This window comes from Kitasatospora sp. NPDC101108, assembly GCF_055584725.1.
Genome location: NZ_JBVJLM010000004.1, coordinates 1 through 21,370 on the forward strand (window position 1 = coordinate 1; position 21,370 = coordinate 21,370).

The following is a 21,370-nucleotide window of genomic DNA, read 5'->3' on the forward strand; positions in this document are numbered from 1 at the left end:
TACATCGAGCAGCAGCAACGGCCAGCTTGAAACGCTGCGGCCCGAGGCCGGAACGCTCCGCGCCTCGGGCCGCACGGGCTATCCCGGCCCTGAAGGACCGGGCTTGCGCCCGAATCAGGTGGGTCACCACCCCGGTGCCCGCCCCGGAGAACCACCCGCTCGCCGCGCTCTTCCCGTGGGTACTGGAACGGCTCGACCAGCCCCTGACGGTCGAGGACCTCGCCCGGCAGGCCCGGATGAGCTCACGCCACCTGGGCCGGCACTTCCGCGCGGTCACCGGCACCACGCCGCTGCAGTGGCTGCTCACCCAACGCATCCGCCACGCACAGGAGTTGCTGGAGACCACGAACGACGGGATCGAGCGGATCGCCGGCGCGACCGGCATGGGCACCGCCACCACGCTGCGCCGCCACTTCCAGCGCACGGTCGGCGTGCCTCCGGACACCTACCGCCGCACGTTCCGTTCTTGAAGCCGTCCTGACGGACGGTCACCGACCGGTCCGCCCGGGACCCGTCCGGGACCGGCGCTAGTACTGCAACGGTGTTTACCGTGACGGTTGTCGGTTCGCTCGTTGGGCGGTTTATGGGTGGGGACATATCCGAAGTTGATGCTCGTTGCTGGTCGGACGGGCTGGCCGGGCTGCATGAGCGGTTTGCTCACCGGTTCGCGCGGAGCGAGTCGCGGGATTCGGCGCTGGCCTACATGCGGGGCCTGCTGGCTCCTCATCCTGCCGAGCGGACCGCAATAGGTTCGATGGATACCTCATTACCGCTGAGGACGCATTTCCCTCGTGCCATGCCCAGAAGCCTCGCGCCCTGCGGGCCGAATAACGCGTGTGTTCAGGGGTGGCCATGTAGCGGTCCGGTGCCGCTGAGTGCGACGCGGACGTCGTGCTTGAAACCGGCGGTGTCGTCGAGTCCGAACGCCGTGTATTGCAGGACGAATCCGTGCAGCAATGCCATCACGATCCGTGCTCCGCGATCTGGGTCGAGTTCGGGCGGCACTGTGCCTGCCCGCCGGCCGTTGCGGAGCGCGTCCGCGATGCGTTGGCGCACGTCCTCGAAGCCCGCCATGGCCTGCCGCCGTAGCCCTTCGTGCCGGAGTAGCTCGCCCCACGCCTGGACGGCACAGCGCAGCAGCTCATCAACGAAGACGGGCTGGGCCGCCCCGTCGGCGGCGACATCACCGCTCACCGGGTCGATCGCCGCCGTGACCAAGTCGGCAACCGTCACGTCGTCGGCCGCGTCGGCGAACTTCTCGAGGGGATCGAACATCAGCCGGAAGGCGTCGCCTGCGATCTCGACAATGATCTCTTCCTTGCTCGCGAAGTAGCGGTAGGGGGCGCCGACCGACACACCCGCTTCGGCCGCGATGTCGGGCATCGAGGTCTGATGGAAGCCGGCGCGCGAGAAGCAGCGACGGGCCGCCGCCACGATCTGCGACCGGTTTGCCGCCCGACGTTCGGCGGTGATGCGTGGCACGAGCCATCCCTCCTTCGAAAATGAACGGCCATTCACCTTGACGATAGCAGGGTCCCGGGTGCACCGTAAAAATGAAAGCTCGTTCACGTAAGCAGTCCGCGAGGCGAAGGAGCCCTGTCATGACCGATCTGAAGCTCAAGGTGGGTGTCTACCGGTACGAACACACCGAGCCGCTGTTCGACGGGCAGGTCTCGATCGACGGTGTCGACACCACCTGGGACACCTCGCCGCTGATCTCCGACGTGTTCCACCGCATGGCCAAGGGCGAACTGGACATCGCCGAGTACGGACTGACCTACTTCCTGCGCACCTTCGACCTGGACGATTCGCCCTTCCTGGCTCTGCCGATCTTCCCGAACCGCAACTTCCGTCACTCCGCACTGTTCGTGAACACCGACAGCGGGATCGAGCGGCCGGAGGATCTCGCGGGCAAGACGATCGGCGAGTTCGCGCTCTACGGCAGCGACCCGGGGGTCTGGATGAAGGGCGTCCTGGCCGACGAATACGGGGTGACGCCTGATCAGATGGACTGGGTGATCGGCGGCACCGACCACCCCATCCCCGCGTTCGACTGGATCCCCCAGCCCGTTCCGGACGCCGTGCGCGTCCGCCACACCGACGGGGATCAGACCTTGGCCGCAATGCTCGAAGCGGGGGAAATCGATGCCCTGTTGTCGGTGGATGTGCCGCAGAGCCTGCTCAACGGGTCAACGAAGAAGATCCGGCGGTTGTTCGTCGACTACGAGACGGTCGAACGGGACTACTACCGTCGCACCGGCATCTTCCCGATGATGCACGTCGTCGCGATCCGCCGGGAGCTGGCCGAGGTGCCCGGCCTGGTGGAGGCGGTCTACCGGGCGTTTTGCCAGGCCAAGGAGATCGTGCAGGAGCACTACCGATCCAATGCGGCCAAGCAACATATGGCGGTGATCACCCCCTGGTTCAGTGAGCTGTTCGCGGAGAACCGCGCACTGCTCGGCGAGGACTGGTGGCCCTACGGCATCGACGCCAATCGCAAGGCCGTCGACACGTTCCTGCGCTACCACCACGAGCAGGGACTGTCCAAGCGGCTGCTCACCTCCGAGGACATCTTCGTGCCCGCCTTCCTCGGCACCCGTTGAACCCTGTCTGTCCCTCCTGTGCCGCACTACAACGGAGCCGCCGAATGAGCGCACCGGCGTTGCGCGTGGGCACCATGCCCTACGACACCACACAGGCACTTCTCGATGGCAGTGTCGCCTTTGCTGGAATCCAAGCGACGGTCGCTACCGCCGACATCGCATCCGACAGCGCGAAAGGTCAGTGCGACCTGGACGACCCTCACTCTCCCCGAGATCCGCCGGCTGGTCACCCACCTCACCCGGCCCGCCCGCAGCAGCGTCGACCACGTCCTGCACTGGTCCCGATGGCGCCGCCGACGCCAGCAACAGGCCCGGACCAGCCATGACAAGAAACGAGGCCACAGCCCAAGAGCTGAAGCCTCGTCACGGTAAGCACCGTTGCAGTACTAGCGGTTCACCGCCCGCATCCCTTCCTCGTCGTAGCGCTCGCCGGCCGCCTCGGGCAACTCGGCGTCGATGCGGGCCAGGTCCTGGTCGGTCAGCTCGACGTCGACCGCGCCCGCGTTCTGCTCCAGGTAGGTGCGGCGCTTGGTGCCCGGGATCGGCACGAGGTCCTCGCCGCGGGCCAGTACCCAGGCGATCGCCAGCTGGGCCGGGGTGACGCCCTTCTCCGCGGCGATCTCCTTCACCTTGTCCGCGAGCCGGAGGTTGGCGGCCAGGTTGGCCTCGGTGAAGCGCGGGTTGGTGCGGCGGAAGTCGTCCCGGTCGAGCTCGTCCGGGGAGCTGAAGCGGCCCGCGAGGAAGCCGCGGCCGAGGGGGGAGTACGGCACGAAGCCGATGCCGAGTTCCCGGCAGGTGGGGAGCACCTCGGCCTCTACGTCCCGGGTCCAGAGCGAGTACTCGCTCTGGACGGCGGTGAGCGGGTGGACGGCGTGGGCGCGGCGGATGGTGTCCGCGCTCGCCTCGCTCAGTCCGATGTGGCGCACCTTGCCCTCGGCGACCAGTTCGCCGAGCGCGCCGACGGTCTCCTCGATGGGCACGGTCGGGTCGACCCGGTGCTGGTAGTACAGGTCGATGCGGTCGGTGCCGAGCCGCGTGAGCGAACCGTGGACGGAACTGCGGACGTGCTCGGCGGAGCCGTCCTGACGGCCCACCGTCGACATGTCGCCCGGTACCGCGCCGTCCATCCGGTAGTTGAACTTCGTGGCGATCACGTACTCGTCGCGGTGGCCCCGGACGGCCTCGCCGACCAGGGACTCGTTGGTGAGCGGTCCGTAGACCTGCGCCGTGTCGAGGAAGGTGATGCCCAGCTCCAGGGCGCGCCGGATGGTCGCGACGCCCTCGTCCTGGTCGGCCGTGCCGTAGAAGGCGGACATCCCCATGCAGCCGAGGCCGATGGCCGACACCTGGAGATCCCGCAGACTGCGCTGTTGCATGTGACCCTGCCAGCCCTTCCGTTGGTCCTTCGCACGGCCCGACGCTCTTCCGCCACCTCGTTCCGGGCGCACCGGCCGGGCCTCGCGTCCTGGGAGAGGACCCTACGGGGCCCGCGCCGTCCGGCGGCGGACCGGCACGGCCCGGTGCGGGTTCCCCGCGGGGACCGGCGCGCGGCAGGCATGCCGTCGGGCTCCCGCTCGCCGGGCTGGACTCGCCGGGCGGCCCCGTCCTCCGGGCACGCCGTACCCCCCGTCAGGTGTGCCACGCACGGCTCCGGCGCGTGTCACCGCTCGTGGACCATCTCGGGGAAGACCGGCGAGGGGCCGTCGAGGAGGTGGTCGTCGTGGCCGCGCAGCCAGCGGTCGAGGAACGACGCGACGTAGGAGCGGGTGGCCTGCACCGCGCGGTCCGGGCGGACGTCGCCGACGTCGGCGGTCAGGTCCGGGCCGCTGATCGCGCCCTGGCGGGCGAGCTGGGGCAGCAGGGACTGCGCGTCGGTGTAGGAGCCGTGGCGGGAGCCGGTGAGGGTGACGTCGGCGTGCCAGCCGGTGCTGTGCTGCCACAGGGCGTTCCAGCCGGGCTGCTGGTGGTAGCTGCCCGAGTCGGGCGCCTGGGTGCCCATGAGCAGGAAGGGCCGGGTCAGGCCGTCCTGGGCGACGCTGGGCAGGAGGACGCCGGTCCGCCCGTCCGGGCCGGGGAAGTGCAGCTGGCCGTCGAGGTTGACGCCCGCCTTGAGGCGCGGGTCGTCGTGCATGGCCTGGAGGGCGGTGGAGCCGCCACCGGAGTGGCCGACCATGCCGATCCGGTCGAGGTCGAGGGAGGCGGCGAGCCCGGTCGGCAGGCCCGGAACGCGGCGCAGCCCGGTGAGCCGGTCCAGGACGAAGCGGGTGTCGTCGACCCGGGTCTGCAGGACCTTGCGCAGGAGGGCGCCCATGTCGACGCCGGGCTGCTCCATCAGGGCGGGGAGGACGGAGGCCGCGAGGTCCCCGTCGGGGAAGGCGACCTCGGAGGCGTCGTAGGTGTGGTCGACCGTCACCACGGTGTAGCCGCGCGAGGCGAGGTCCTCCACCAGGCCGGTGCCCCAGGTGCGCGGGTCGCCGAAGCCGGCCGAGTACAGCACGACGGGACGCCTGCCGCCGGGGAGGGCGGGCGCGTCGGCGCGGGCGTGGGTGCGGATGCCCGCCCAGTCGGTGCGGCCCGGCTCGAAGCCGTGTTCGCGCCGGCCGACGCTCCCGGCGCTGCCGAAGTGCTCGGCGGCGGCGGGGAGCATGTACGGCGCTCGGTCGTCGCCGCTGGCGGACCGGGTCGTCGGGTACCAGAAGCTGATCATCAGCTTGCGGTGCCGCCCGGGCTGCCACGGGTCGTCCCGGCGGTCGTCCGTGAGCTGCAGGGACGTCGTGCCGACCGGGTACGGCCCGGTGGGCTGCGGCAGCCAGGCTCTGGCCTGCCGCCCGGTGCCCCGCTCCGGCGCCGCCACCGCGCCCGGTGCGGCGACCACGCCCAGGGCCGCCGTCGCCGCCAGCAGCAGTGCCGCCACGGCCCGTCCTCGCCCGTACATCGCGTTCCTCCTCGTTCGCTTCCGTCTCGCGCCCAGCAGGGGCGACGGTACGGGCGAGAAGGGCCGGACTCCGTCATACCGGGGTGTCAAGTCCCCTGTGATACCCGGGTACGACGGTTCCGGCGCTGCTCCGGGACCTCACGTGCCCGGGCGGTCATGGGCGACGGCGCACACCGTCGCCTCCGTCCGGCCGTCGTTCGGCGGCGAGGCGACCGAGCATCGCCATCACGACGATCCGCACGTCCTTGTCGTTCGTCACCGCACAGTGGGCGTCGACGGCTCGCTCGTCCGGGTCCTCGTCCGGCTCGACCAGGCCCACCCCGATCAGGTCGACGGCGTACTCGCGGCACCGCAGGTGGTCCGCCGCGGCCTTGACCGCCTCGACGTGGTCGATGCGACCGGGGTCCTCGGCGCGCAGTCGCGCCGGGCTGGGCAGTGGGCCCAGCACCTCCTCCATCCACCCCGAGACGGCCTCCCGGGAAGAGCCCCGCTCCAGCTCCGACGCGGTCGCCGCGGTGAGTGCCAGGTGGATGACGAGCGACCCGAACCAGGCGGTGGCCTCGGCCGGAGGCGTGTCCGTGCCGGCCGGCGGCATCACGGCCCGGTACAGCGCAGCAGGGTCATCGGCACGCGCGGCGGCGACGACCGCCTTCACCGCGCTGCCGAGGGCAGCCTGATCGATGGTCATGTCGGCGATCCTTCCCGCTGTTGCCGGCCGTCAACTTACCCTTCCGGCAGGGCGAGCGGCGGATGAAGGACGGTTTCGCCGCCACTGCGGCTCTCTTGCTCCTCCGGACGCCGGGCGTGCGCCCCGCGGCGCAGGGCGGGCACACGCGCGCCCGCCGGACCGGCCGACGTCGGCCGGCCGACGTCGGCCGGGCGACGACGCCGACCGGGCGGTGCCGACCGGGCGGTGCCGACCGGGCGGTGCCGACCGGGCGGTGCCGGCCGGCAGCCGAGGACCTCCGGCTGCCGGGCCGGGCACCCCTCGGGTTACGGGTACTCGCAGTACACGGGGCTGGAGTTGGTCTCGACCGGTACGCCGGGCACCGGGCCGTCGTTGGAGCCGCCGCTGACGTACACGGCGCTCACCCAGCCCAGCCAGCCCCCCGGCGTGACGATCTCCACCCAGTAGTGGTTGTAGTAGGAGCCGTCGGAGACGTAGCCGTCCCAGCGCTGGCAGAACGCCTGCACGTTGACGTTGGTGAGCCGCTCCTGCGTGGCCAGTCCGCAGCTGGTGTTCGAGCACTCGCGCACCCGCACCTGGCTGGCCCAGACGTGGACGGACGACGTCGTGACGGCGGCCTGCGCGGGAGCCGCCGCCACCCCCAGCACGGCCGTCAGGCCGAGCAGGGTGGCGCACAGCGCGCGCACGGAGAACCTTCGGTTCGTGGACTTCCAGGACACAGCGGTGCCCCTCTCGGTGTCGTGTCGACGGGCGGAAACGGACGCGTCAACCGGGGGACGGCGTCGGCGGGCCGCCCGTATGAGCGTCCGCGCCGCCGTCCTCCGGGATCAGTGGCAGTCGGATTCGAGGGACAGGCCGGGCACCGGCCGGTCGTTGTCGCCACCGCGCACGTACACCGCGCTGATCCACCCGACCGGACCGCCCGCGTCCACCTGCACCCACCAGTTGTTGCGGTACGGGCCGTCCACCACCTCGGTGCTCTGACCCTGGCAGAAGGCCGTCACCCATCGCCGACCGATCTGCGCGCCCTCGATCGGCGGGCAGGAGGTCCCCGCGCAGGCCCGGACGTTCACATTGGTCGCCCACACGTACAACCGGGCGTCCGTGGTGGTCGCGTGGGCCTGCGCGGGCGCCAGCAGGGGCAGCGCCGCGGCCGTCGCGACGACGCCGGCCGGGAGCACGCGTCGCAGTGAACGCGCCGTCGTACGAAGGGGGTTCGTCATGTCGTCTCCTCGTTCGGTGACTCCTGGTCACTCCTCTGACCGGGTGCCCGTCCGCCCCGTATGAGCGCCGTCGGCCTGCAGGCGTGCGAGGGGACACCCGACGCGCGCCGCCGCACCGCGAGGGGGGCGGACGGCGCCCCGCCGATCCTTGACGCCCGCACCCGGACCACGGATATCGTGGTCTGGACCTTGCGCGGATCGCTGCTTGACGGGGAACCATGATCGACGTGCGCCTGCTGGGTCCGGTCGAGGTGCGGGACGACGAGGGCCGGCGTCTGCCCCTGGGCGGTTCGAGACCCGTGGCGCTGCTGTCCGCGCTCGTCGTGCACCTGGGTGAGGTCCTGTCCACCGCGCGGCTGGTGGACCTCGTCTGGGAGGACAGCGCCCCCGCGACCGCGGGCGCGCTGGTCGCCTCGCACGTCGCCGCCGCCCGGCGCGCCCTGGCACCGGCCGGCGCCGCCGCCGCGATCCGCACCCGGGCCCCCGGCTACCTGGCCGACCTCGCGCCCGCCCAGGTCGACACCCACCGGTTCGAGCGGCTGCTGACGGCCGGACGACGGGCCGCGGACGCGGGACGCGACGCCGAGGCGCTCGACCTGCTCACCGAGGCCCTGGCCCTGTGGCGAGGGCAGGACGCCCTGGAAGGCCTCGGCCAGTCCTTCGCCCGGATCGAGGCGGCCCGGCTGCAGGAGCTGCGCCTCGTCGCGCAGGAGCACCTCTACGCGCTGCGGCTGCGACTGCGGCACGACGTCGAGGTCGTCGCCCCACTGCTCTCCCACGTCGCCGCCCATCCGCTGCGCGAACGGCCGCGTGCCCAGCTCATGACCGCCCTGTTACGCATCGGCCGGGCCCCCGACGCGCTGCGGGTCTTCCAGGAGGGACGCGACATCCTCCGCGACGACCTCGGCCTCGACCCCGGCCCCGAACTGCGCGCGCTGCACCTCGCCGCGCTGCGCAACGACCCCGCGCTCGCCGCCGGAGCCCCCGCGCCGAGCCCCTCCGGTCCACCCGGCTCCTCCGCACCACCCGGCTCCTCCGCACCACCCGGCCCCCCGGTCGGCCCACCCTCCCTCCTGCCGCCGGACGTCGCCGACTTCGTGGGCCGCAGCCGCCAGGTCGGCTGGGTCACCGCCCTGCTCGACCAGGCGCGCGACACCGCCCGCACCGCACCGCCCATCGCGGTGATCTCCGGCCGCCCCGGCATGGGCAAGACCACGCTCGCCGTCCATGCCGCCCACCGCGCGGCGCACCTCTTCCCCGACGGCCGGCTCTTCCTCGACCTGCGCGCCTCCGACACCACCCCGCTGTCCACCGCCGACGCGCTCACCCGGCTGCTGCGGGCGCTCGGCGTCGACCCCGGAACCAGCTCCGGGACCGACGACCTGATCGGCCTCTACCGCACCCGGCTCGCCGGCCGCCGGATCCTGCTGATCCTGGACAACGCCCCCGGCGAGGCCGGGCTGCGGCCCCTGGTGCCCCCCGGCCCCGGCTCGGCCGTACTCGTCACCAGCCGCCGGCGGCTGACCGCCCTGGAGGGCGCGGTCCATCTCGACCTGTCGGTGCCCGACCCCGGTGAGGCGCTGCGCCTGCTCACCACCGTCGCGGGCCGCACCGGCGCGCAACCCGGGCCGGGCGACCTGGACGAGATCGTCTCCCTGTGCGGCCAGCTCCCGCTCGCCCTGCGGATTGCCGGCGCCCGGCTGGCCGCCCGACCGCACTGGACCCCCGGACAGCTCGCCGGCCGGCTGCGCGACGAGCGCGGCCGCCTCAACGAACTCCGCGCCGGCGACCTGGAGGTGCGCACCGGCCTCGAACTGGGCTACGCCGAACTCGACCCGCCCGAACGCCGGGCGCTGCGCCGCCTCGCGCTCCTGGACCTGCCCGACTTCGCCGCCTGGATCGCCGCGCCGCTCCTCGGCATCGACACCAGGGAGGCGGAGGAAGCGGTCGAACGGCTCGTCGACTGCCACCTGATCGAGGCGCTCGGCACCGACGGCACCGGCGAGAACCGCTACCGGATCCACGACCTCGTCCGGGAGCACGCCCGCGAGCGCTGTCTGGCCGAGGAGGATCCGGCCGAACGCCGGCGCGCGGTAAGGCGGTTGGCCGCCTGCTGGCTCACGCTCGCCGACCGTGCGGCCGTCGAGGGGCCGGGCGGGGTCTCCTGGCTGCCGCCGCCACCCCGCCCGGAGTACCGCCTCGACCCCGCGGTGCAGGACCGGCTGCTGTCCCGGCCCGCCGCCTGGTTCTCCGCCGAACAGGGCTGTCTGGTCGCCGCCGTTCACCACTGTGCGGCCCAGGGCATGACCCGGGCCGCGCGCGAACTGGCGGGCGCCCTGATCGCCAGTTCCGCAGCGCTGTACAACCGGTTCGACGTGTGGGCGCAGACCCACACCGTCGCCCTGGACGCGGTGCGTCGCGAGGGGGACGGCGAGGGCGAGGCCTGGCTGCTCGTCGGCCTCGGCCAACTCCGGTATGAACAGGACAGGTTCGAGGAGGCGTACGCCCTCCTGGACCGTGCGCGGCTCCTGTTCGACGGGCGGACGCCGGCCGTCGACGGCACCGGCGGGCCACCGGACGGCTCCGCGCGCGACGCGCTGCGGGGCAGCGCCGCCGCCCTGGTCGCCATCGGCACCATCCGCCGCGAACAGGCCCGGTTCGGCGAGGCGTCCGAAGCGCTCACCGCCGCCCGGGAACGGTACGAGACGCTCGGCGACGACGCGGGTCTGGCCCGCGCCCTCTCCGGGATCGGCTACGTCCACCGCGAGCAGGGCCGCGACCACCAGTCCCGGGAGGTGCTCACCCGGTCCCTGGAACTGTTCCGGCGGCTCGGCGACCGTCACGGCGAGGCCATCACCCTGCGCTCCCTCGCCCTGTGCGAGCGGGCCCGCGGCGCGCTCAGCGGCGCCACCGGCCTGCTCACGGAGGCGCTGCGCCTCTTCACCGCCCTCGACGACTCCTTCGGCCTCATGTACACCGAACAGGCGCTGGCCAAGGTCGAGTTGAGGCAGGGCCTGCTCGACCGGGCGGACCAGCGGCTCGGCCGCTGCCTGACCGTGGCCCGGGAGCGGCGGGACCGCTTCGGCGAGGCCCTGGTGCTGCGCACCCGGGGCGAGTGGCACCTCGCGGCGGGGGACCCGGACGGCGCGGAGGCCCCGCTGCGGGAGGCGCTCGCCCTCTGGGAGCAGCTCGCCCTGCCACTCTGGCGCGCCCGTACCCTGCGCGACCTGGCCCAGGTGCACACGGCGCACGGCCACCGCTCGGACGCCGAGCGCGCCCGACGTCAGGCGCACGCCGCCTTCCTGGCCTTCGGCAGCAGGGAGGCGTGGGAGGGACGCCGCTGAAGGGTGCTGCCGGGGGCGTGCAGAGGATCTGCAGGGAATCTGCAGAGGCCCCCGTGAGCATCGGTGTGTGACCGACATCATCACCCTCGCCGACCCCCGCGTGGCGGCCGTCCCGCTGGACGACTGCGGGGAGCCGCTCGTCGACCTCAGGGACGCACCGGAGCTGCTGCTCGACAGCCGGAAGGCCGACGGACCCGGCGCCTACGCCCGACTGCGGTCCGGCGTCCTCGACAGGCTGCTCCTGGCCCAGCGCGCACTCCCGCCGGGGACACGGTTCCTGGTGGTCGAGGGGTACCGTCCGCCGGGGCTCCAGCGCACCTACTTCGAGGCCTACTCGGCGACCCTGCGGGCCGCGCACCCCGACGCCTCCCCGGCCCGGATCCGGGAGCTGGCCAGCGCCTACATCTCGCCGCCCGAGGTCGCCCCGCACGTCAGCGGCGGCGCGGTCGACCTGACCCTGGCCACCGAGGACGGCACCGAACTGCCCCTGGGCACCGAGGTGAACGCGACCCCGGAGGAGAGCGACCAGGCGTGCCGCACGGACGCGCCGGGCATCGACGCCACCGCCCGGGCCCACCGCGCGACGATGCGGCGGGCGCTGGCGTCCGCCGGATTCGTCAACTACCCGACGGAGTGGTGGCACTGGTCCTACGGGGACCGGTACTGGGCACTGCTGACCGGGCGGGGGTCCGCCCGCTACGGTCCCGTGGAGCCGCCGCTCGGGACGGGGGCCTCCGCCGTATCGGCCTGAGCGGGTCCGCCCCCGCCCAGTCCGCCCACTTCCCGTCCGTCCGCCCCGAGTCCGTCCGCACGACCGGCCGGCGCCCCTGCCCCCGACCGGCCACCGCAGCAGCCGCGCCCAACCGACCAGCGACACCGCGTGCACCTGGGGGAACCGTCCGATGAGCATCGCCAAGCCCTGTGACACCGTCCTCGACCGTCCGCTCGACGTCATGGACTCCACCGAGTTCGACGCCGTCTTCACCGAGGTCATGCCCCGGCTGCGCCGGCGGCTGCTGGCCCTGACCGGCAATCCGCACGACGCGGACGACCTGCTCCAGGACACCTACCTGCGCCTCTCCCACCGGGCCAGGCGACGCACCCTCACCGTCCAGCAGCACCCGTACGCCTACGCCTCGGCGACCGCGCTCAACCTGCTGCGGGACTCCTGGCAGCGGCCCTCCCGCCGGGAGACGGCCACCGGCCGGCTGCCGGAACCGGGCTGGGACGGCGGAATCGAGCGCTGCGAGACCAGGTGCGCGGCGCTGGCGCTGCTCACCCTGCTGTCGCCGAAGGAGGCGGCCGCGGTGATCCTGGTGGACCTGGAGGGGCTCAGCCACGACGCGGCCGGGGAACGGCTGGGCGCGCACCGGGGAACGGTCCAGCGCAACCGGATGCGCGGCCTCGCCAAGATGCGGGCCGCGCTGGCCGACCTCCGGGCCCGCTGACCGGGGGCGACGGGGTGGGGGAGGGGCGCCGGACCCCCGCCCCCACCACGCTGCCGTCTCAGCACCTCGCGCCGGCCGGCAGCCCCGCGTACTGGTTCCCCTTCAGGTAGACCGCGCTGGCCCACCCCTCGGTGAAGCCGATCCACACGTCGTTGGTGTAGCCATGGTCCCGGACGGTCTCGCCGTGGGTCCAGCAGAGGGCGTCCGTACGGGTCTCCCCGGCCAGGATCTGGTCGAAGGCCCGGGAGGACGTGTTCGGACCGGTGCGGATGTTGACGGTCTCGTAGGCGGTGACGCTGTACGGGCCGAGCGTGGGCGCACTGCTCACGTCCGTCACGCCGCTCACATCCGTCACGCCGCTCACGTCCGTCGCACGGCTCACGTCCGTCGCACGGCTCGCACCGCTCATGCCGGGGCAGTCCGGAACGTCGGGAAGCCGGTTGTCCGGGTAGGCGACGTAGTAGCTCGCCAGCCATCCCGTCGACCGGTCGGTGTTGATCATCAGCCAGTACGGGTTGCCTCCCACGACCTGCCCGGGGCCCTGGCAGTAGACGTAGAACTGCGAGCCCGGCTGGAGGCGTTCGCGCACGTCGGGGCAGTTGGCGACGGACGGGTGGCGTCCGCAGGTGTTCGGATCGGCGTCGCTGACACGGACGTTCACGTCGGTGGCCCAGGTGTGGTAGTAGCGGCCGGCCGGGGCGGCGGCCGGCCGGGCTTCCGCCACCGGGGCGGTGGCCAGCAGGACGGCCGTGGCGGCGACGACCACGGCGGCGGGAACGGCGGCGGAACGGCGGAAGGACGGGAAGCGGGACACAGCACTCTCCTGACACGGGCTGACTGACATTGCGCCGGCTGAGACGGGCCGGCTGACGCGGGCCCGCGCCGCGCACGGCGGGCCACCCGGGGGACGGCGGCCGGACGGAGCGGGTATGACCGCTTCTCCCGCCCAGGGCTGTGACGCACATCACTGAATGCGGGGCATACCGCCAACTCCCCCGCGCAGTCCCCGCGGTGACACCCCGCCGACCGAGGACGTGCACCCGTGAACACAACCACCAGAACGCGCCACACCGCCGGCCGCTCGCTGGCCGTCGTCGCCGCCTTGGCCCTCTCCGCCGCCCTGCCCCTGACCGCGTCCGCCGCGTCGGCCGCCCCCGCGTCCGCCCAGGCCGCCTGCGACGTCCTCGCCCCGGGCGCGTCGGCCACGGCCGAGGCCGCCGTCCGGGCCGCCTGCAGCCAGCTCGGCGTCTGGTACAGCTGGGGCGGCGGCCACGGCGCCACTCCCGGCGCCAGCTACGGCTACTACGACGGCGTCGACCCCGCGAGCCTCCACGACAACGAGCGCAAGGGCTTCGACTGCTCCGGGCTGTCCCGCTTCGCCTACGCCCAGGCGACCGGCCGCGACCTGCTCAACGGCACGGCCGACGACCAGTTCCACACCTCCCACGCGTCGGCCCGGTTCTCCGCGGCCCAGGGCTCGGCGCCCCTCCTCCCCGGCGACCTGATGTTCTGGGGCAGCGGCCACATCCACCACGTCGCCGTCTACATAGGCGCCGGACAGATGGTCGAGGCCTACGAGTCGGGCACCCACATCCGGGTCACGCCGGTGCGCACCGGCGGCGACTACGCGGGCGCCGTCCGGATCGACGGCTCCGGTACGGTGCCGCCCCCGCCCGCCAACGGCGGCACCACCTTCGAGACCTGGGGCACCGGAGTGCGCACCCACTCCTCGCCCAGCGTCGGCTCGTCCGTCGTGGACACCTTCCCCGGCCCCGGCCAGGTGTCGGTGATGTGCCAGGAGCACGCCGAGCTGGTCACCGCGGAGGGCTACACCAACGACATCTGGTCCCGGCTGTCCGACGGCTCCTGGATGACCAACATCTACATCAAGGGCCCGGCGTCGCTGCCCGGCGTCCCGGACTGCGGCGGCACCTCCACACCGCCGCCGAGCGGCGGCAGCAAGGCGTTCCAGACCTGGGGCACCGCGGTGCGCACCCACTCCGAGGCCAACGTGAACGCCGGGGTGGTCGACTACTTCCCGCAGCCCACCACCGTCAACGTGGTCTGCCAGGCCCACGCCCAGACGGTGACCGCCGACGGCTACACCAACGACGCCTGGTCCCGGCTCACCGACGGCTCCTGGATGACCAACATCTACATCAAGGGCCCGGCCTGGCTGCCCGGGGTGCCCACCTGCTGAGCCCGACCGCCCCCGGTGCGGCGGCGCCCGCCGCACCGGGGTGTTCCGCCCCGTGCCCGCCGGCGTCGCGCCCTGTGGGCCCTGTTGGACGGGTGGGCCGGGTGGGCCGGACGGACCGAGTGGGCCGGGTGGGCCTCAGAATCCCGCCGTGTCGAGTTCGGTGTTCAACGGCGGCGGCAGCTGCAGCGGGGTACCGAAGGGGTGGGGACCTTCGACCAGGGTGTAGCCGAGCCGGCCCGGCTGGGAGAAGAGGGTGCAGGTGCGTTCCTGCCGGTCGACCAGGAGGTACACGGGGGCGCCGAACTGGGAGTAGCGCCGACGCTTGGCGGTGCGGTCGGTGTCGCCGTTCGACGGCGAGGTCACCTCGACGACGAGCACGGTCTGGTCGGGAAGGAGTGCCCCTTCTGTCTTCGCGAGTTCGGCGGGTACCACGGCAAGGTCGGGGACGTAGTAGTTCTCCGTGCCGGGCAGGTCGAGGTTTCCCGAGCCGGCGCGCAGGCCGAGTTCACGCATGCGGGGCCCGATCTGTTCACGGATCAGGTCCACGGCGGTCTCGTGGGCCCAGGAAGGTGACACGGGGGTGATGACTCCCTCGACGATCTCCACGCGGTCACCCGCGATGTGCTGAATCGCGTACTTCAGCGCCTGCTCCGGATTCGGCACCTGGCTGTAGTCACCCGGGCCGGCGTGCGCCGTGCTCACCTGCTGCTCTCCTGTCCGGATCTCAGTGCTCGGAACGGGTCCAGTGGCAACCCCGGCACGCCGCAGTGCGAGCGCGGCAAGGGCCCCAGTAACGTTACTAGCTGTCACCTCCGGTCACCTCCCCATCGGTGGAGCGAACAGTGACGCGCAGGTGCCCGTCCGCTCGGCCGGGCCCGACCGGCCGGAGCCCGCTGTTCCCGCACCCGCGCCGACCCGGCTCCGCTACATTCCTGGCGTGGACCAGTTGACCGCCGGAGATCCCCACCACATCGGCCCCTACCGCCTCATCGCCCGGCTGGGCGCCGGCGGCATGGGGCTGGTCTACCTCGGCCGCTCCGAGGCCGGCCGCACGGTCGCGGTCAAGGTCGTCCAGGCCGAGTACGCCGCACAGGGCGAGTTCCGCAGGCGGTTCGCCCGCGAGGTGGCGGCGGCCCGGCGGGTGGGCGGGAGCTGGACCGCGGACGTCCTGGACGCCGACACCGGGGCCGACGTGCCCTGGGTGGCCACCCAGTACGTCCCCGGGCCGAGCCTGGCCACGGTCGTCGCCGAGGACTTCGGCCCGCTGCCCGAACACTCGGTCCGGGTCCTCGCCGACCGGCTGGCCCTCGCCCTGCGGGCCGTCCACAGCGCGGGCCTGATCCACCGGGACCTCAAGCCGTCCAACGTGCTGGTGACCGTGGACGGGCCGCGGCTCATCGACTTCGGCATCGTCCGGGCCATGGACGGCCTCGTGGGTGACAGCCTGCTCACCCGCACCGGCATGCTGATCGGCTCGCCCGGCTTCATGTCCCCCGAACAGGTCCGGGGCCTCGAACTCACCCCCGCCAGTGACGTCTTCTGCCTCGGCGCCGTCCTCGTGTACGCCGCCACCGGGCGCCTCCTCTTCGGTGCCGCCGACGTCAGTCTGAACGCCCACCTCTTCCGGATCGCCGAGGAGGAACCCGACCTGACCGGCGTCCCGGCCTCCCTGGACGAGCTCGTGCGCGCCTGCCTGGACAAGGACCCGACCCGGCGGCCCACCCCGGCGCAGATCTCGGCCCGCACCGGCGGGGACGAGGGCGGCGTGTGGCTGCCCGGTGAGATCCTCGCCCAGCTCGGCCGCCACGCCGCCCAGTTGCTGGACTACGTCCCGGCCCCGCGGAGCGACGTCCCCGAAGCCCGGACCGACACGCCCGCCCCGGCACCCCCGGCCCCGCTCCCGGCCCCGCTCCCGGCCCCGCTTCCGGTTCCGTCGATGTCGACGCGGGCCGAAGTGCCCGCCGGAGCGGCCGCCTACACGCCGACGGCCCCCGCCCACGACGTCCACGCCCGTACTCCCGTTTCCGCCCCGGCCGCCACCCCCGACCCGTCGCCGCGCCGCCGCAGCGGCCAGGCGGTCGTCGCGACGGCGCAGTTGGCGGTGGCGCTCGGGACGGTGTACGGGATCTGGTTCGCCGCGGCCTCCCACTCCCACTTCTTCTACCGGAGCCCGGGGTTCTCCGCCTTCGCCGTGGCGTTCGCCGCGCTGCTCCTGCCCGGCGGCCACCTCGCGGACATCGCGGGACGCAGGCGGACCCTGGCGGTCGGGCTGGTGGGTCTCCCGGCGGCCTGCCTGCTCGGCTACACGACCGGCATGGGCTCCGCCCCGCTGCGGATCCTGGTGCCCGCCCTCCAAGGGGGCTTCGCTGCGCTCGTCCTGGCCGCCTCGCTCGCCGTCACGGCCGACGGTTCCACCGGACCACAGGAACGGAACCGAACCCTCGCGGTGTACGCCTCGACCGGTGTCGGCGGTTCGGTGGCGGGGCTGCTCGTCGCCCAGTTCGCGGGCATGGACGTACTCCTGCTCGTCGGCGCGGCCGCCGCGCTGGCCGCCCTGCTCGGCGTCCCGGCCCTGCCGCGGGACCCCCGGGGCCGCACCGGTGTCCGTTTCGACCCGCTCGGCACGCTGCTCGGAGGCCTCGGCCCCGCCGTCCTGCTCGCGGGGCTCGGCCAGGCCTGGCTGGGCCCCTGGATGGTCTCCCTGAGCGCCGCCGGCCTCGTCCTGTCCATGCTCTTCCGGTGGCAGCAGGCGGCGGCGAAGGACCCGCTCCTGCCGCCGGACGCGGTCAAGGGCCGTGGCCGCCCGGGCGGCCTGCTGGTCGCGGCCCTCACGGGTGTCGGCCTGCTCTGCCTGCTGCCGATGCTGACCGGCATGGTGTACCGCGCGTCCGGCTACTCGGGCCCGCGGGCGTGTCTGCCGATGCTGCTGATGGCCGTCGCGACCGCCGTCGGCGTCGCCCTGGTCGGCCCCCGCCTACGGCGCCGCGGGACCTCGCCCCGCGTCCTGGTCGTGACGGGCCTGCTGGTGACCGTGCTCGGCATGGGCGTGGGGATTCTCGCCCTGGAGAGCGGGCAGTCGGACATCGTCCTGCCGGTCGGTACGGCCGTCGCGGGGCTGGGCGCCGGCGTCGCCTTCCTGCCGCTGTTCTCCTTCGCGGCCGGGACCGCCGTCCCCCGGCGGGCCGGTGCGGTGTCGGGTGCCCTCGTCGCGGCGCAGTTCGTGGGGCAGGGCGTCGGGACCTCGGTGCTGTACGCCGACACCGGGGTCCCGCCGTGGTGGGCCGCGGTCTGCCTGCTCCTCGCCGCGGTGCTCGCCGGTGTCACGCTGCCGGGCGAGGCCCCGGTCCCGGGCGGTGCGGAGGCCGGCCTCGGGCGTTGACCCGGCGGCCGTTCGGGGCCGGGGGCCCGGAATCCGGCCCGCACCACCGGCGGTCAGCCGCGGGAGGGACCCGTCAGCGAGGGCGCGCCCGTCGCCGGGGCGGAGCCGGGAGCGGTGAGCGCCAGGGCGCTGGGCGGACCGCTCAGCGAACTGGCCGCCGACTACCTGGTCCGACAGCTGGGCGCACTGCGCCCGGAGGTGCGGCTGGTTCCCGGACCCGCACACGAACGAGCCCGCTCCCTCCTCGACCTCGCACCCCACGACCTCGTCGTCGCCTACGACTTCAGGCGCTACTCGGCCGCCACGTCCGCCTACGTCCGCACGGCCCGCGAACGCGGCGCCACCCGGGGCACCCCTGGACCGCGGAGCTGTAGCCGGCGGGCGGTCGGTTCCCGTCCGACCGGGACCTCAGCTCGCGCCCTCCCTGAGCCTGTCGATGCGTGACGAGACGTACTGCCACTTCGCCCAGAACCTCGCGAGCTGCTCGCGTCCGGCGTCGTTCAGCGCGTAGAACTTGCGCGGCGGACCGACCCCGGACGGCCGTCGGGTGACCTGGACGAGTTGGTTCCGCTCCAGCCGCTGCAGGATGGTGTACACCGTCCCCTCGACGACGTCGGTGAAGCCGAGTTCGTTCAGCCGGCGGGTGATGGCGTACCCGTAGGTCTCCTCGCTGCCGATGATTTCGAGCACGCACCCTTCGAGCGTGCCCTTCAACATCTCCGTCAGGTCGTCCATCGCGGGTGCTCGCTCCTCAGCGCTGGCGGTACTGTGTGCTACCGAGTACTGCTGCACGGTAGCACCGGGCAGTGGGAGTGCGGGACATGCCGGACGCGGCGGCCGGACACGTCCGTGCCCGGCCGCCGCCCCGGGGCCTCGCGCCCACAGCCACCGTTGCCGCTTTCAGTGTTTCGGTGCGCGCTTGCGGACGAGCTGGAGCGCCACGTAGCCGATCACCATGAACAGAGCACCCCAGAACATGCGCAGCCCGACGAGGAACGCGCCGAGCATCATGACGGCTGCGGCGGCCGACTGCCGGCGGATCTCAAGCGCGGAGCGTCGGCTGGCCGACGGCCGGACCAACTGACGCCCGGTGAAGACCTGCACGAGGTTGATCGAACCCAGAAGACCCGCGACCACGGCAAAGGCTGTCCACATCCCCGGAAGGGTAGTCAGCGTTGGCGATCATCGTCGAACTCGGTGCCTGTCCCGACGGCCCCGTCGGAGTCGTCGGGCGGTCCGGGGTGGGGCGCTCAGCCCCGCGGGGCGGCCTCAGCGGGCCGGATGGTCCCCCGCCCACACCGTGGGGGTGCGGTCCGACCACGGGGCGGCCTGTTCGAGTTGCCCGGCGAGGCGGAAGAGGCGGCCCTCGCGCCCGTAGCCGGCGGCGAACTGCATGCCGACCGGGAGCCCCGTGCCGGGGTCGGCCGTCACCGGCACCGACATGGCGGGCGTGCCCGCCACGTTGAACACCGCGGTGAAGGGCGAGAGGTCGAGGAGCCGGCGGAGCCAGCCGAGGCCGTCCAGCGTCTCCGCTCCCCGGCCGTGGGTGCCCAGGGGCACGGGGAGGTCCGGCACGGTCGGGGTGAGCAGGACGTCGTACGCGTCGAAGGACCGTGCCAGGCTCCGGGAGACCCGGTTGCGGACGGCCAGGGCGGTCACGAGCTCGGTGCCGGTGACCTGCCGCCCGTAGTGGTAGCTGGCGAGGACCGGCGGTTCGAGGGTCGAGAAGTCGACCGGCCGGCCGGAGGCGGCGGCCAGCTCGTCGATCCACGCGGTGAGGTTCACCGTCCACTGGCGGGCGTTGGCCAGGACGAACTCCTCCCAGTCGACGCCGAGTTCGGCTTGGGCCTGTTCCACCCGGTGGCCGAGGGACTCCAGCAGGCGCACGGTGCGCGACAGCGCCTCGGCCACGGGTGCCGTGGTGCGGTGCCCGCCCCACGGCTGGGCGAGGACACCGATCCGCAGGGAGCCCGGGTCCCGGGAGACCTCCTGCGCGTACGGCCGGGGCGGCTCCGGGGCGACGTAGGGGTCACCCGCCGCCGGGCCGCTGACCAGGTCGAGCAGGAGCGCGCTGTCGCGCACGGTGCGGCTGACGCCGCCCTGCACGGCCAGGCCGTTGAAGATCTCGTCGACGTCGGGGCCGACGGGTATGCGGCCACGGGTCGGCTTCAGTCCGAACAGGCCGTTGTAGGCGGCGGGGACGCGGATCGACCCCGCCGCGTCGGTGGCGTGCGCGAGCGGCACGATCCCGGCGGCGACGGCCGCGCCCGCGCCGCCGCTGGAGCCGCCGGCGCTGCGCGTGAGGTCCCACGGGTTGCGGGTCGGGCCGTACAGCGCGGGTTCCGTCGTGGTGCTGTAGGCCAACTCCGGGATCGCGGTGCGTCCGAAGGTCACGAGGCCCGCGCGGCGGAAGCGCGTCATCAGGGTGGAGTCGGCGGCGGCGACGTTCCCGGCCGCGAGGCGGCTGCCGAGCTCGGTGCGCCGGCCGGCCATGGTGATTCCGAGGTCCTTGATCAGGAAGGGGACCCCGGCCAGCGGCGCGCTGCCGGGGCGGGGCCGGTCGTCGGCCGGCCAGGTCTCCACGACGGCGTTGAGCTGCGGGTCGACGGCCCGTACGGCCTCCCGCGCGGCCGCCTCCACCTCGGCGGGGGTCACCTGGTCCCGGGCGATGAGTTCGGCGAGCCCGACCGCGTCGAAGCCCACGTACTCCTTGACGTCCACTGGGTCACTCCTTGCATCGGAGAACGATACCGACCAGTCACTGTCGATACCGATCAATCTCCAGCGATACCGATCGGTATCGCGTGGAACGGACTGGTACCGTAGCAGGAAGATCAGAGGGAACAGCAAGAGCGGGAAGCGGAAGACCCGCGAGCGACCGGAGGCCCCAACCGCCATGACATCGCCCGCCATGACATCGCCCGCCAGACGACCGAGCCGGGTGGCGAAACTGCCGCCCCGTGAGCGCATCCTCGACGCCGCGGAGGAGCTCTTCCAGAGCGAGGGCATCCGGCGCGTGGGCGTCCAGGCGATCGCCGAGAAGGCCGAGACCACCAAGATGGCGATCTACCGCCACTTCGAGACCAAGGACGAACTGGTCGCCGAGTGGCTGCGGATCGTCGCCGCGGACTACCAGGCGGCGTTCGACCGGGTCGAGGCCGAGCATCCCGGCCGGCCCCGGGAGCAGATCCTCGGCCTCGCCCGCTTCATCGCCGAGGGGCTGCCGGCGGTCTCGCACCGGGGCTGTCCCTTCATCAACTCCATCGCCGAGCTGCCGGACCGCGCCCACCCCGCACGGCAGGTGATCGAACAGCACAAGGAGCGCCAGACCCGCCGGCTGGTCGACATGTGCGCGCGCGCCGGGCTGCCCGACCCCGAACAGACCGCGGCCGAGATCACCTTCCTCCTCGAAGGAGCCCAGGTCAGCAAGCAGAACGGCAGCATCGACCGGACGGGCGAGCGCCTGATGCGGATCGTCGAGGGGATCGTCGGCCGGGCCGGAACGCCCGCCCCGACCGCCCGCTGAGGGGCTCAGGGCGCCGGGACGCCC

General features: G+C 73.3%; 19 protein-coding genes and 1 pseudogene. 9 read left to right on the forward strand and 11 right to left on the reverse strand.

Annotated features, from left to right (window positions below; genetic code table 11):
* Positions 1-470 (forward strand): helix-turn-helix domain-containing protein (locus ACZ6Z8_RS11315; protein ID WP_465608473.1); only part of this gene is annotated, 470 nt, incomplete at its 5' end.
* Positions 471-583: 113 nt separating this feature from the next.
* Positions 584-724: pseudogene (locus ACZ6Z8_RS11320) on the forward strand (IS701 family transposase); the annotation flags it as partial.
* Positions 725-840: 116 nt separating this feature from the next.
* On the opposite strand, the gene ACZ6Z8_RS11325 reads toward ACZ6Z8_RS11320, so the two are convergent.
* The gene (locus tag ACZ6Z8_RS11325) at positions 841-1,482 is read right to left on the reverse strand and encodes a TetR/AcrR family transcriptional regulator (protein ID WP_465608475.1); all 642 of its coding nucleotides are present in this window, start codon (positions 1,480-1,482) and stop codon (positions 841-843) included.
* A 119-nt stretch (positions 1,483-1,601) separates the two neighbouring features.
* On the opposite strand from ACZ6Z8_RS11325, the gene ACZ6Z8_RS11330 reads away from it, so the two are divergent.
* Positions 1,602-2,603 (forward strand): ABC transporter substrate-binding protein, encoded by a 1,002-nt coding sequence (locus ACZ6Z8_RS11330; protein ID WP_465608477.1) that lies wholly within the window; start codon positions 1,602-1,604, stop codon positions 2,601-2,603.
* 386 nt (positions 2,604-2,989) lie between these two features.
* Here the strand turns inward: ACZ6Z8_RS11330 and ACZ6Z8_RS11335 are convergent, their stop codons facing one another.
* The 5 genes from ACZ6Z8_RS11335 to ACZ6Z8_RS11355 all read right to left on the reverse strand — a co-directional run bounded on the left by ACZ6Z8_RS11335 (position 2,990) and on the right by ACZ6Z8_RS11355 (position 7,449).
* Complete coding sequence (locus ACZ6Z8_RS11335; RefSeq protein ID WP_465608479.1) at positions 2,990-3,979, reverse strand: aldo/keto reductase; 990 nt, start codon at positions 3,977-3,979, stop codon at positions 2,990-2,992.
* Between the two features lie 284 nt (positions 3,980-4,263).
* Positions 4,264-5,538 carry an alpha/beta hydrolase family protein gene (locus tag ACZ6Z8_RS11340; RefSeq protein ID WP_465608481.1) on the reverse strand — a complete coding sequence of 425 codons (1,275 nt, stop codon included), beginning with the start codon at positions 5,536-5,538 and terminating at the stop codon, positions 4,264-4,266.
* 154 nt (positions 5,539-5,692) lie between these two features.
* Positions 5,693-6,226 carry a hypothetical protein gene (locus tag ACZ6Z8_RS11345; RefSeq protein ID WP_465608483.1) on the reverse strand — a complete coding sequence of 178 codons (534 nt, stop codon included), beginning with the start codon at positions 6,224-6,226 and terminating at the stop codon, positions 5,693-5,695.
* A 305-nt stretch (positions 6,227-6,531) separates the two neighbouring features.
* Positions 6,532-6,912, reverse strand: coding sequence for a hypothetical protein (locus tag ACZ6Z8_RS11350; protein WP_465608485.1), 381 nt, complete (start codon positions 6,910-6,912; stop codon positions 6,532-6,534).
* Between the two features lie 141 nt (positions 6,913-7,053).
* Entirely contained in the window at positions 7,054-7,449 is a 396-nt protein-coding gene (locus ACZ6Z8_RS11355) for an SH3 domain-containing protein (RefSeq protein WP_465608486.1), read from the reverse strand.
* Between the two features lie 218 nt (positions 7,450-7,667).
* Here ACZ6Z8_RS11355 and ACZ6Z8_RS11360 point away from each other — a divergent pair, with 218 nt between their 5' ends.
* From ACZ6Z8_RS11360 to ACZ6Z8_RS11370, 3 genes are all read left to right on the forward strand, one after another.
* The gene (locus tag ACZ6Z8_RS11360; protein WP_465608487.1) at positions 7,668-10,793 is read left to right on the forward strand and encodes an AfsR/SARP family transcriptional regulator; all 3,126 of its coding nucleotides are present in this window, start codon (positions 7,668-7,670) and stop codon (positions 10,791-10,793) included.
* A gap of 67 nt (positions 10,794-10,860) precedes the next feature.
* Positions 10,861-11,544, forward strand: coding sequence for a M15 family metallopeptidase (locus tag ACZ6Z8_RS11365; protein ID WP_465608489.1), 684 nt, complete (start codon positions 10,861-10,863; stop codon positions 11,542-11,544).
* A 151-nt stretch (positions 11,545-11,695) separates the two neighbouring features.
* A complete protein-coding gene (locus tag ACZ6Z8_RS11370) occupies positions 11,696-12,241 on the forward strand; it encodes an RNA polymerase sigma factor (protein ID WP_402821779.1) in 546 nt (181 codons plus the stop codon).
* A gap of 58 nt (positions 12,242-12,299) precedes the next feature.
* Here ACZ6Z8_RS11370 and ACZ6Z8_RS11375 read toward each other — a convergent pair whose 3' ends face one another.
* Positions 12,300-13,055 (reverse strand): hypothetical protein, encoded by a 756-nt coding sequence (locus tag ACZ6Z8_RS11375; RefSeq protein ID WP_465608491.1) that lies wholly within the window; start codon positions 13,053-13,055, stop codon positions 12,300-12,302.
* Between the two features lie 228 nt (positions 13,056-13,283).
* Between ACZ6Z8_RS11375 and ACZ6Z8_RS11380 the strand changes: the two genes are divergently transcribed.
* Positions 13,284-14,441 (forward strand): C40 family peptidase, encoded by a 1,158-nt coding sequence (locus ACZ6Z8_RS11380; RefSeq protein WP_465608493.1) that lies wholly within the window; start codon positions 13,284-13,286, stop codon positions 14,439-14,441.
* A 135-nt stretch (positions 14,442-14,576) separates the two neighbouring features.
* Here ACZ6Z8_RS11380 and ACZ6Z8_RS11385 read toward each other — a convergent pair whose 3' ends face one another.
* Positions 14,577-15,143: a Uma2 family endonuclease gene (locus tag ACZ6Z8_RS11385; RefSeq protein WP_465608494.1), complete on the reverse strand. Its 567-nt coding sequence runs from the start codon at positions 15,141-15,143 to the stop codon at positions 14,577-14,579.
* Between the two features lie 235 nt (positions 15,144-15,378).
* On the opposite strand from ACZ6Z8_RS11385, the gene ACZ6Z8_RS11390 reads away from it, so the two are divergent.
* A complete protein-coding gene (locus ACZ6Z8_RS11390; protein WP_465608496.1) occupies positions 15,379-17,820 on the forward strand; it encodes a bifunctional serine/threonine protein kinase/MFS transporter in 2,442 nt (813 codons plus the stop codon).
* Between the two features lie 408 nt (positions 17,821-18,228).
* Here ACZ6Z8_RS11390 and ACZ6Z8_RS11395 read toward each other — a convergent pair whose 3' ends face one another.
* From ACZ6Z8_RS11395 to ACZ6Z8_RS11405, 3 genes are all read right to left on the reverse strand, one after another.
* Entirely contained in the window at positions 18,229-18,555 is a 327-nt protein-coding gene (locus ACZ6Z8_RS11395) for a PadR family transcriptional regulator (RefSeq protein ID WP_465608497.1), read from the reverse strand.
* A gap of 165 nt (positions 18,556-18,720) precedes the next feature.
* Positions 18,721-18,975, reverse strand: a complete 255-nt coding sequence (locus tag ACZ6Z8_RS11400) for a hypothetical protein (protein WP_465608499.1) — start codon at positions 18,973-18,975, stop codon at positions 18,721-18,723.
* Between the two features lie 114 nt (positions 18,976-19,089).
* Positions 19,090-20,541 (reverse strand): amidase, encoded by a 1,452-nt coding sequence (locus tag ACZ6Z8_RS11405; RefSeq protein ID WP_465608501.1) that lies wholly within the window; start codon positions 20,539-20,541, stop codon positions 19,090-19,092.
* A gap of 190 nt (positions 20,542-20,731) precedes the next feature.
* Between ACZ6Z8_RS11405 and ACZ6Z8_RS11410 the strand changes: the two genes are divergently transcribed.
* Complete coding sequence (locus ACZ6Z8_RS11410) at positions 20,732-21,346, forward strand: TetR/AcrR family transcriptional regulator (protein WP_465608503.1); 615 nt, start codon at positions 20,732-20,734, stop codon at positions 21,344-21,346.
* Positions 21,347-21,370 lie beyond the last annotated feature (24 nt).

What these genes read in the sequence shown, in the direction of transcription:
- ACZ6Z8_RS11355 (WP_465608486.1), bottom strand. Translation starts at nt 7,449, where the DNA reads ATGACGAACCCCCTTCGTACGACGGCGCGTTCACTGCGACGCGTGCTC.
- ACZ6Z8_RS11370 (WP_402821779.1), top strand. Translation starts at nt 11,696, where the DNA reads ATGAGCATCGCCAAGCCCTGTGACACCGTCCTCGACCGTCCGCTCGAC.
- ACZ6Z8_RS11395 (WP_465608497.1), bottom strand. Translation starts at nt 18,555, where the DNA reads ATGGACGACCTGACGGAGATGTTGAAGGGCACGCTCGAAGGGTGCGTG.
- ACZ6Z8_RS11335 (WP_465608479.1), bottom strand. Translation starts at nt 3,979, where the DNA reads ATGCAACAGCGCAGTCTGCGGGATCTCCAGGTGTCGGCCATCGGCCTC.
- ACZ6Z8_RS11410 (WP_465608503.1), top strand. Translation starts at nt 20,732, where the DNA reads ATGACATCGCCCGCCAGACGACCGAGCCGGGTGGCGAAACTGCCGCCC.
- ACZ6Z8_RS11345 (WP_465608483.1), bottom strand. Translation starts at nt 6,226, where the DNA reads ATGACCATCGATCAGGCTGCCCTCGGCAGCGCGGTGAAGGCGGTCGTC.
- ACZ6Z8_RS11330 (WP_465608477.1), top strand. Translation starts at nt 1,602, where the DNA reads ATGACCGATCTGAAGCTCAAGGTGGGTGTCTACCGGTACGAACACACC.
- ACZ6Z8_RS11400 (WP_465608499.1), bottom strand. Translation starts at nt 18,975, where the DNA reads ATGTGGACAGCCTTTGCCGTGGTCGCGGGTCTTCTGGGTTCGATCAAC.
- ACZ6Z8_RS11340 (WP_465608481.1), bottom strand. Translation starts at nt 5,538, where the DNA reads ATGTACGGGCGAGGACGGGCCGTGGCGGCACTGCTGCTGGCGGCGACG.
- ACZ6Z8_RS11360 (WP_465608487.1), top strand. Translation starts at nt 7,668, where the DNA reads ATGATCGACGTGCGCCTGCTGGGTCCGGTCGAGGTGCGGGACGACGAG.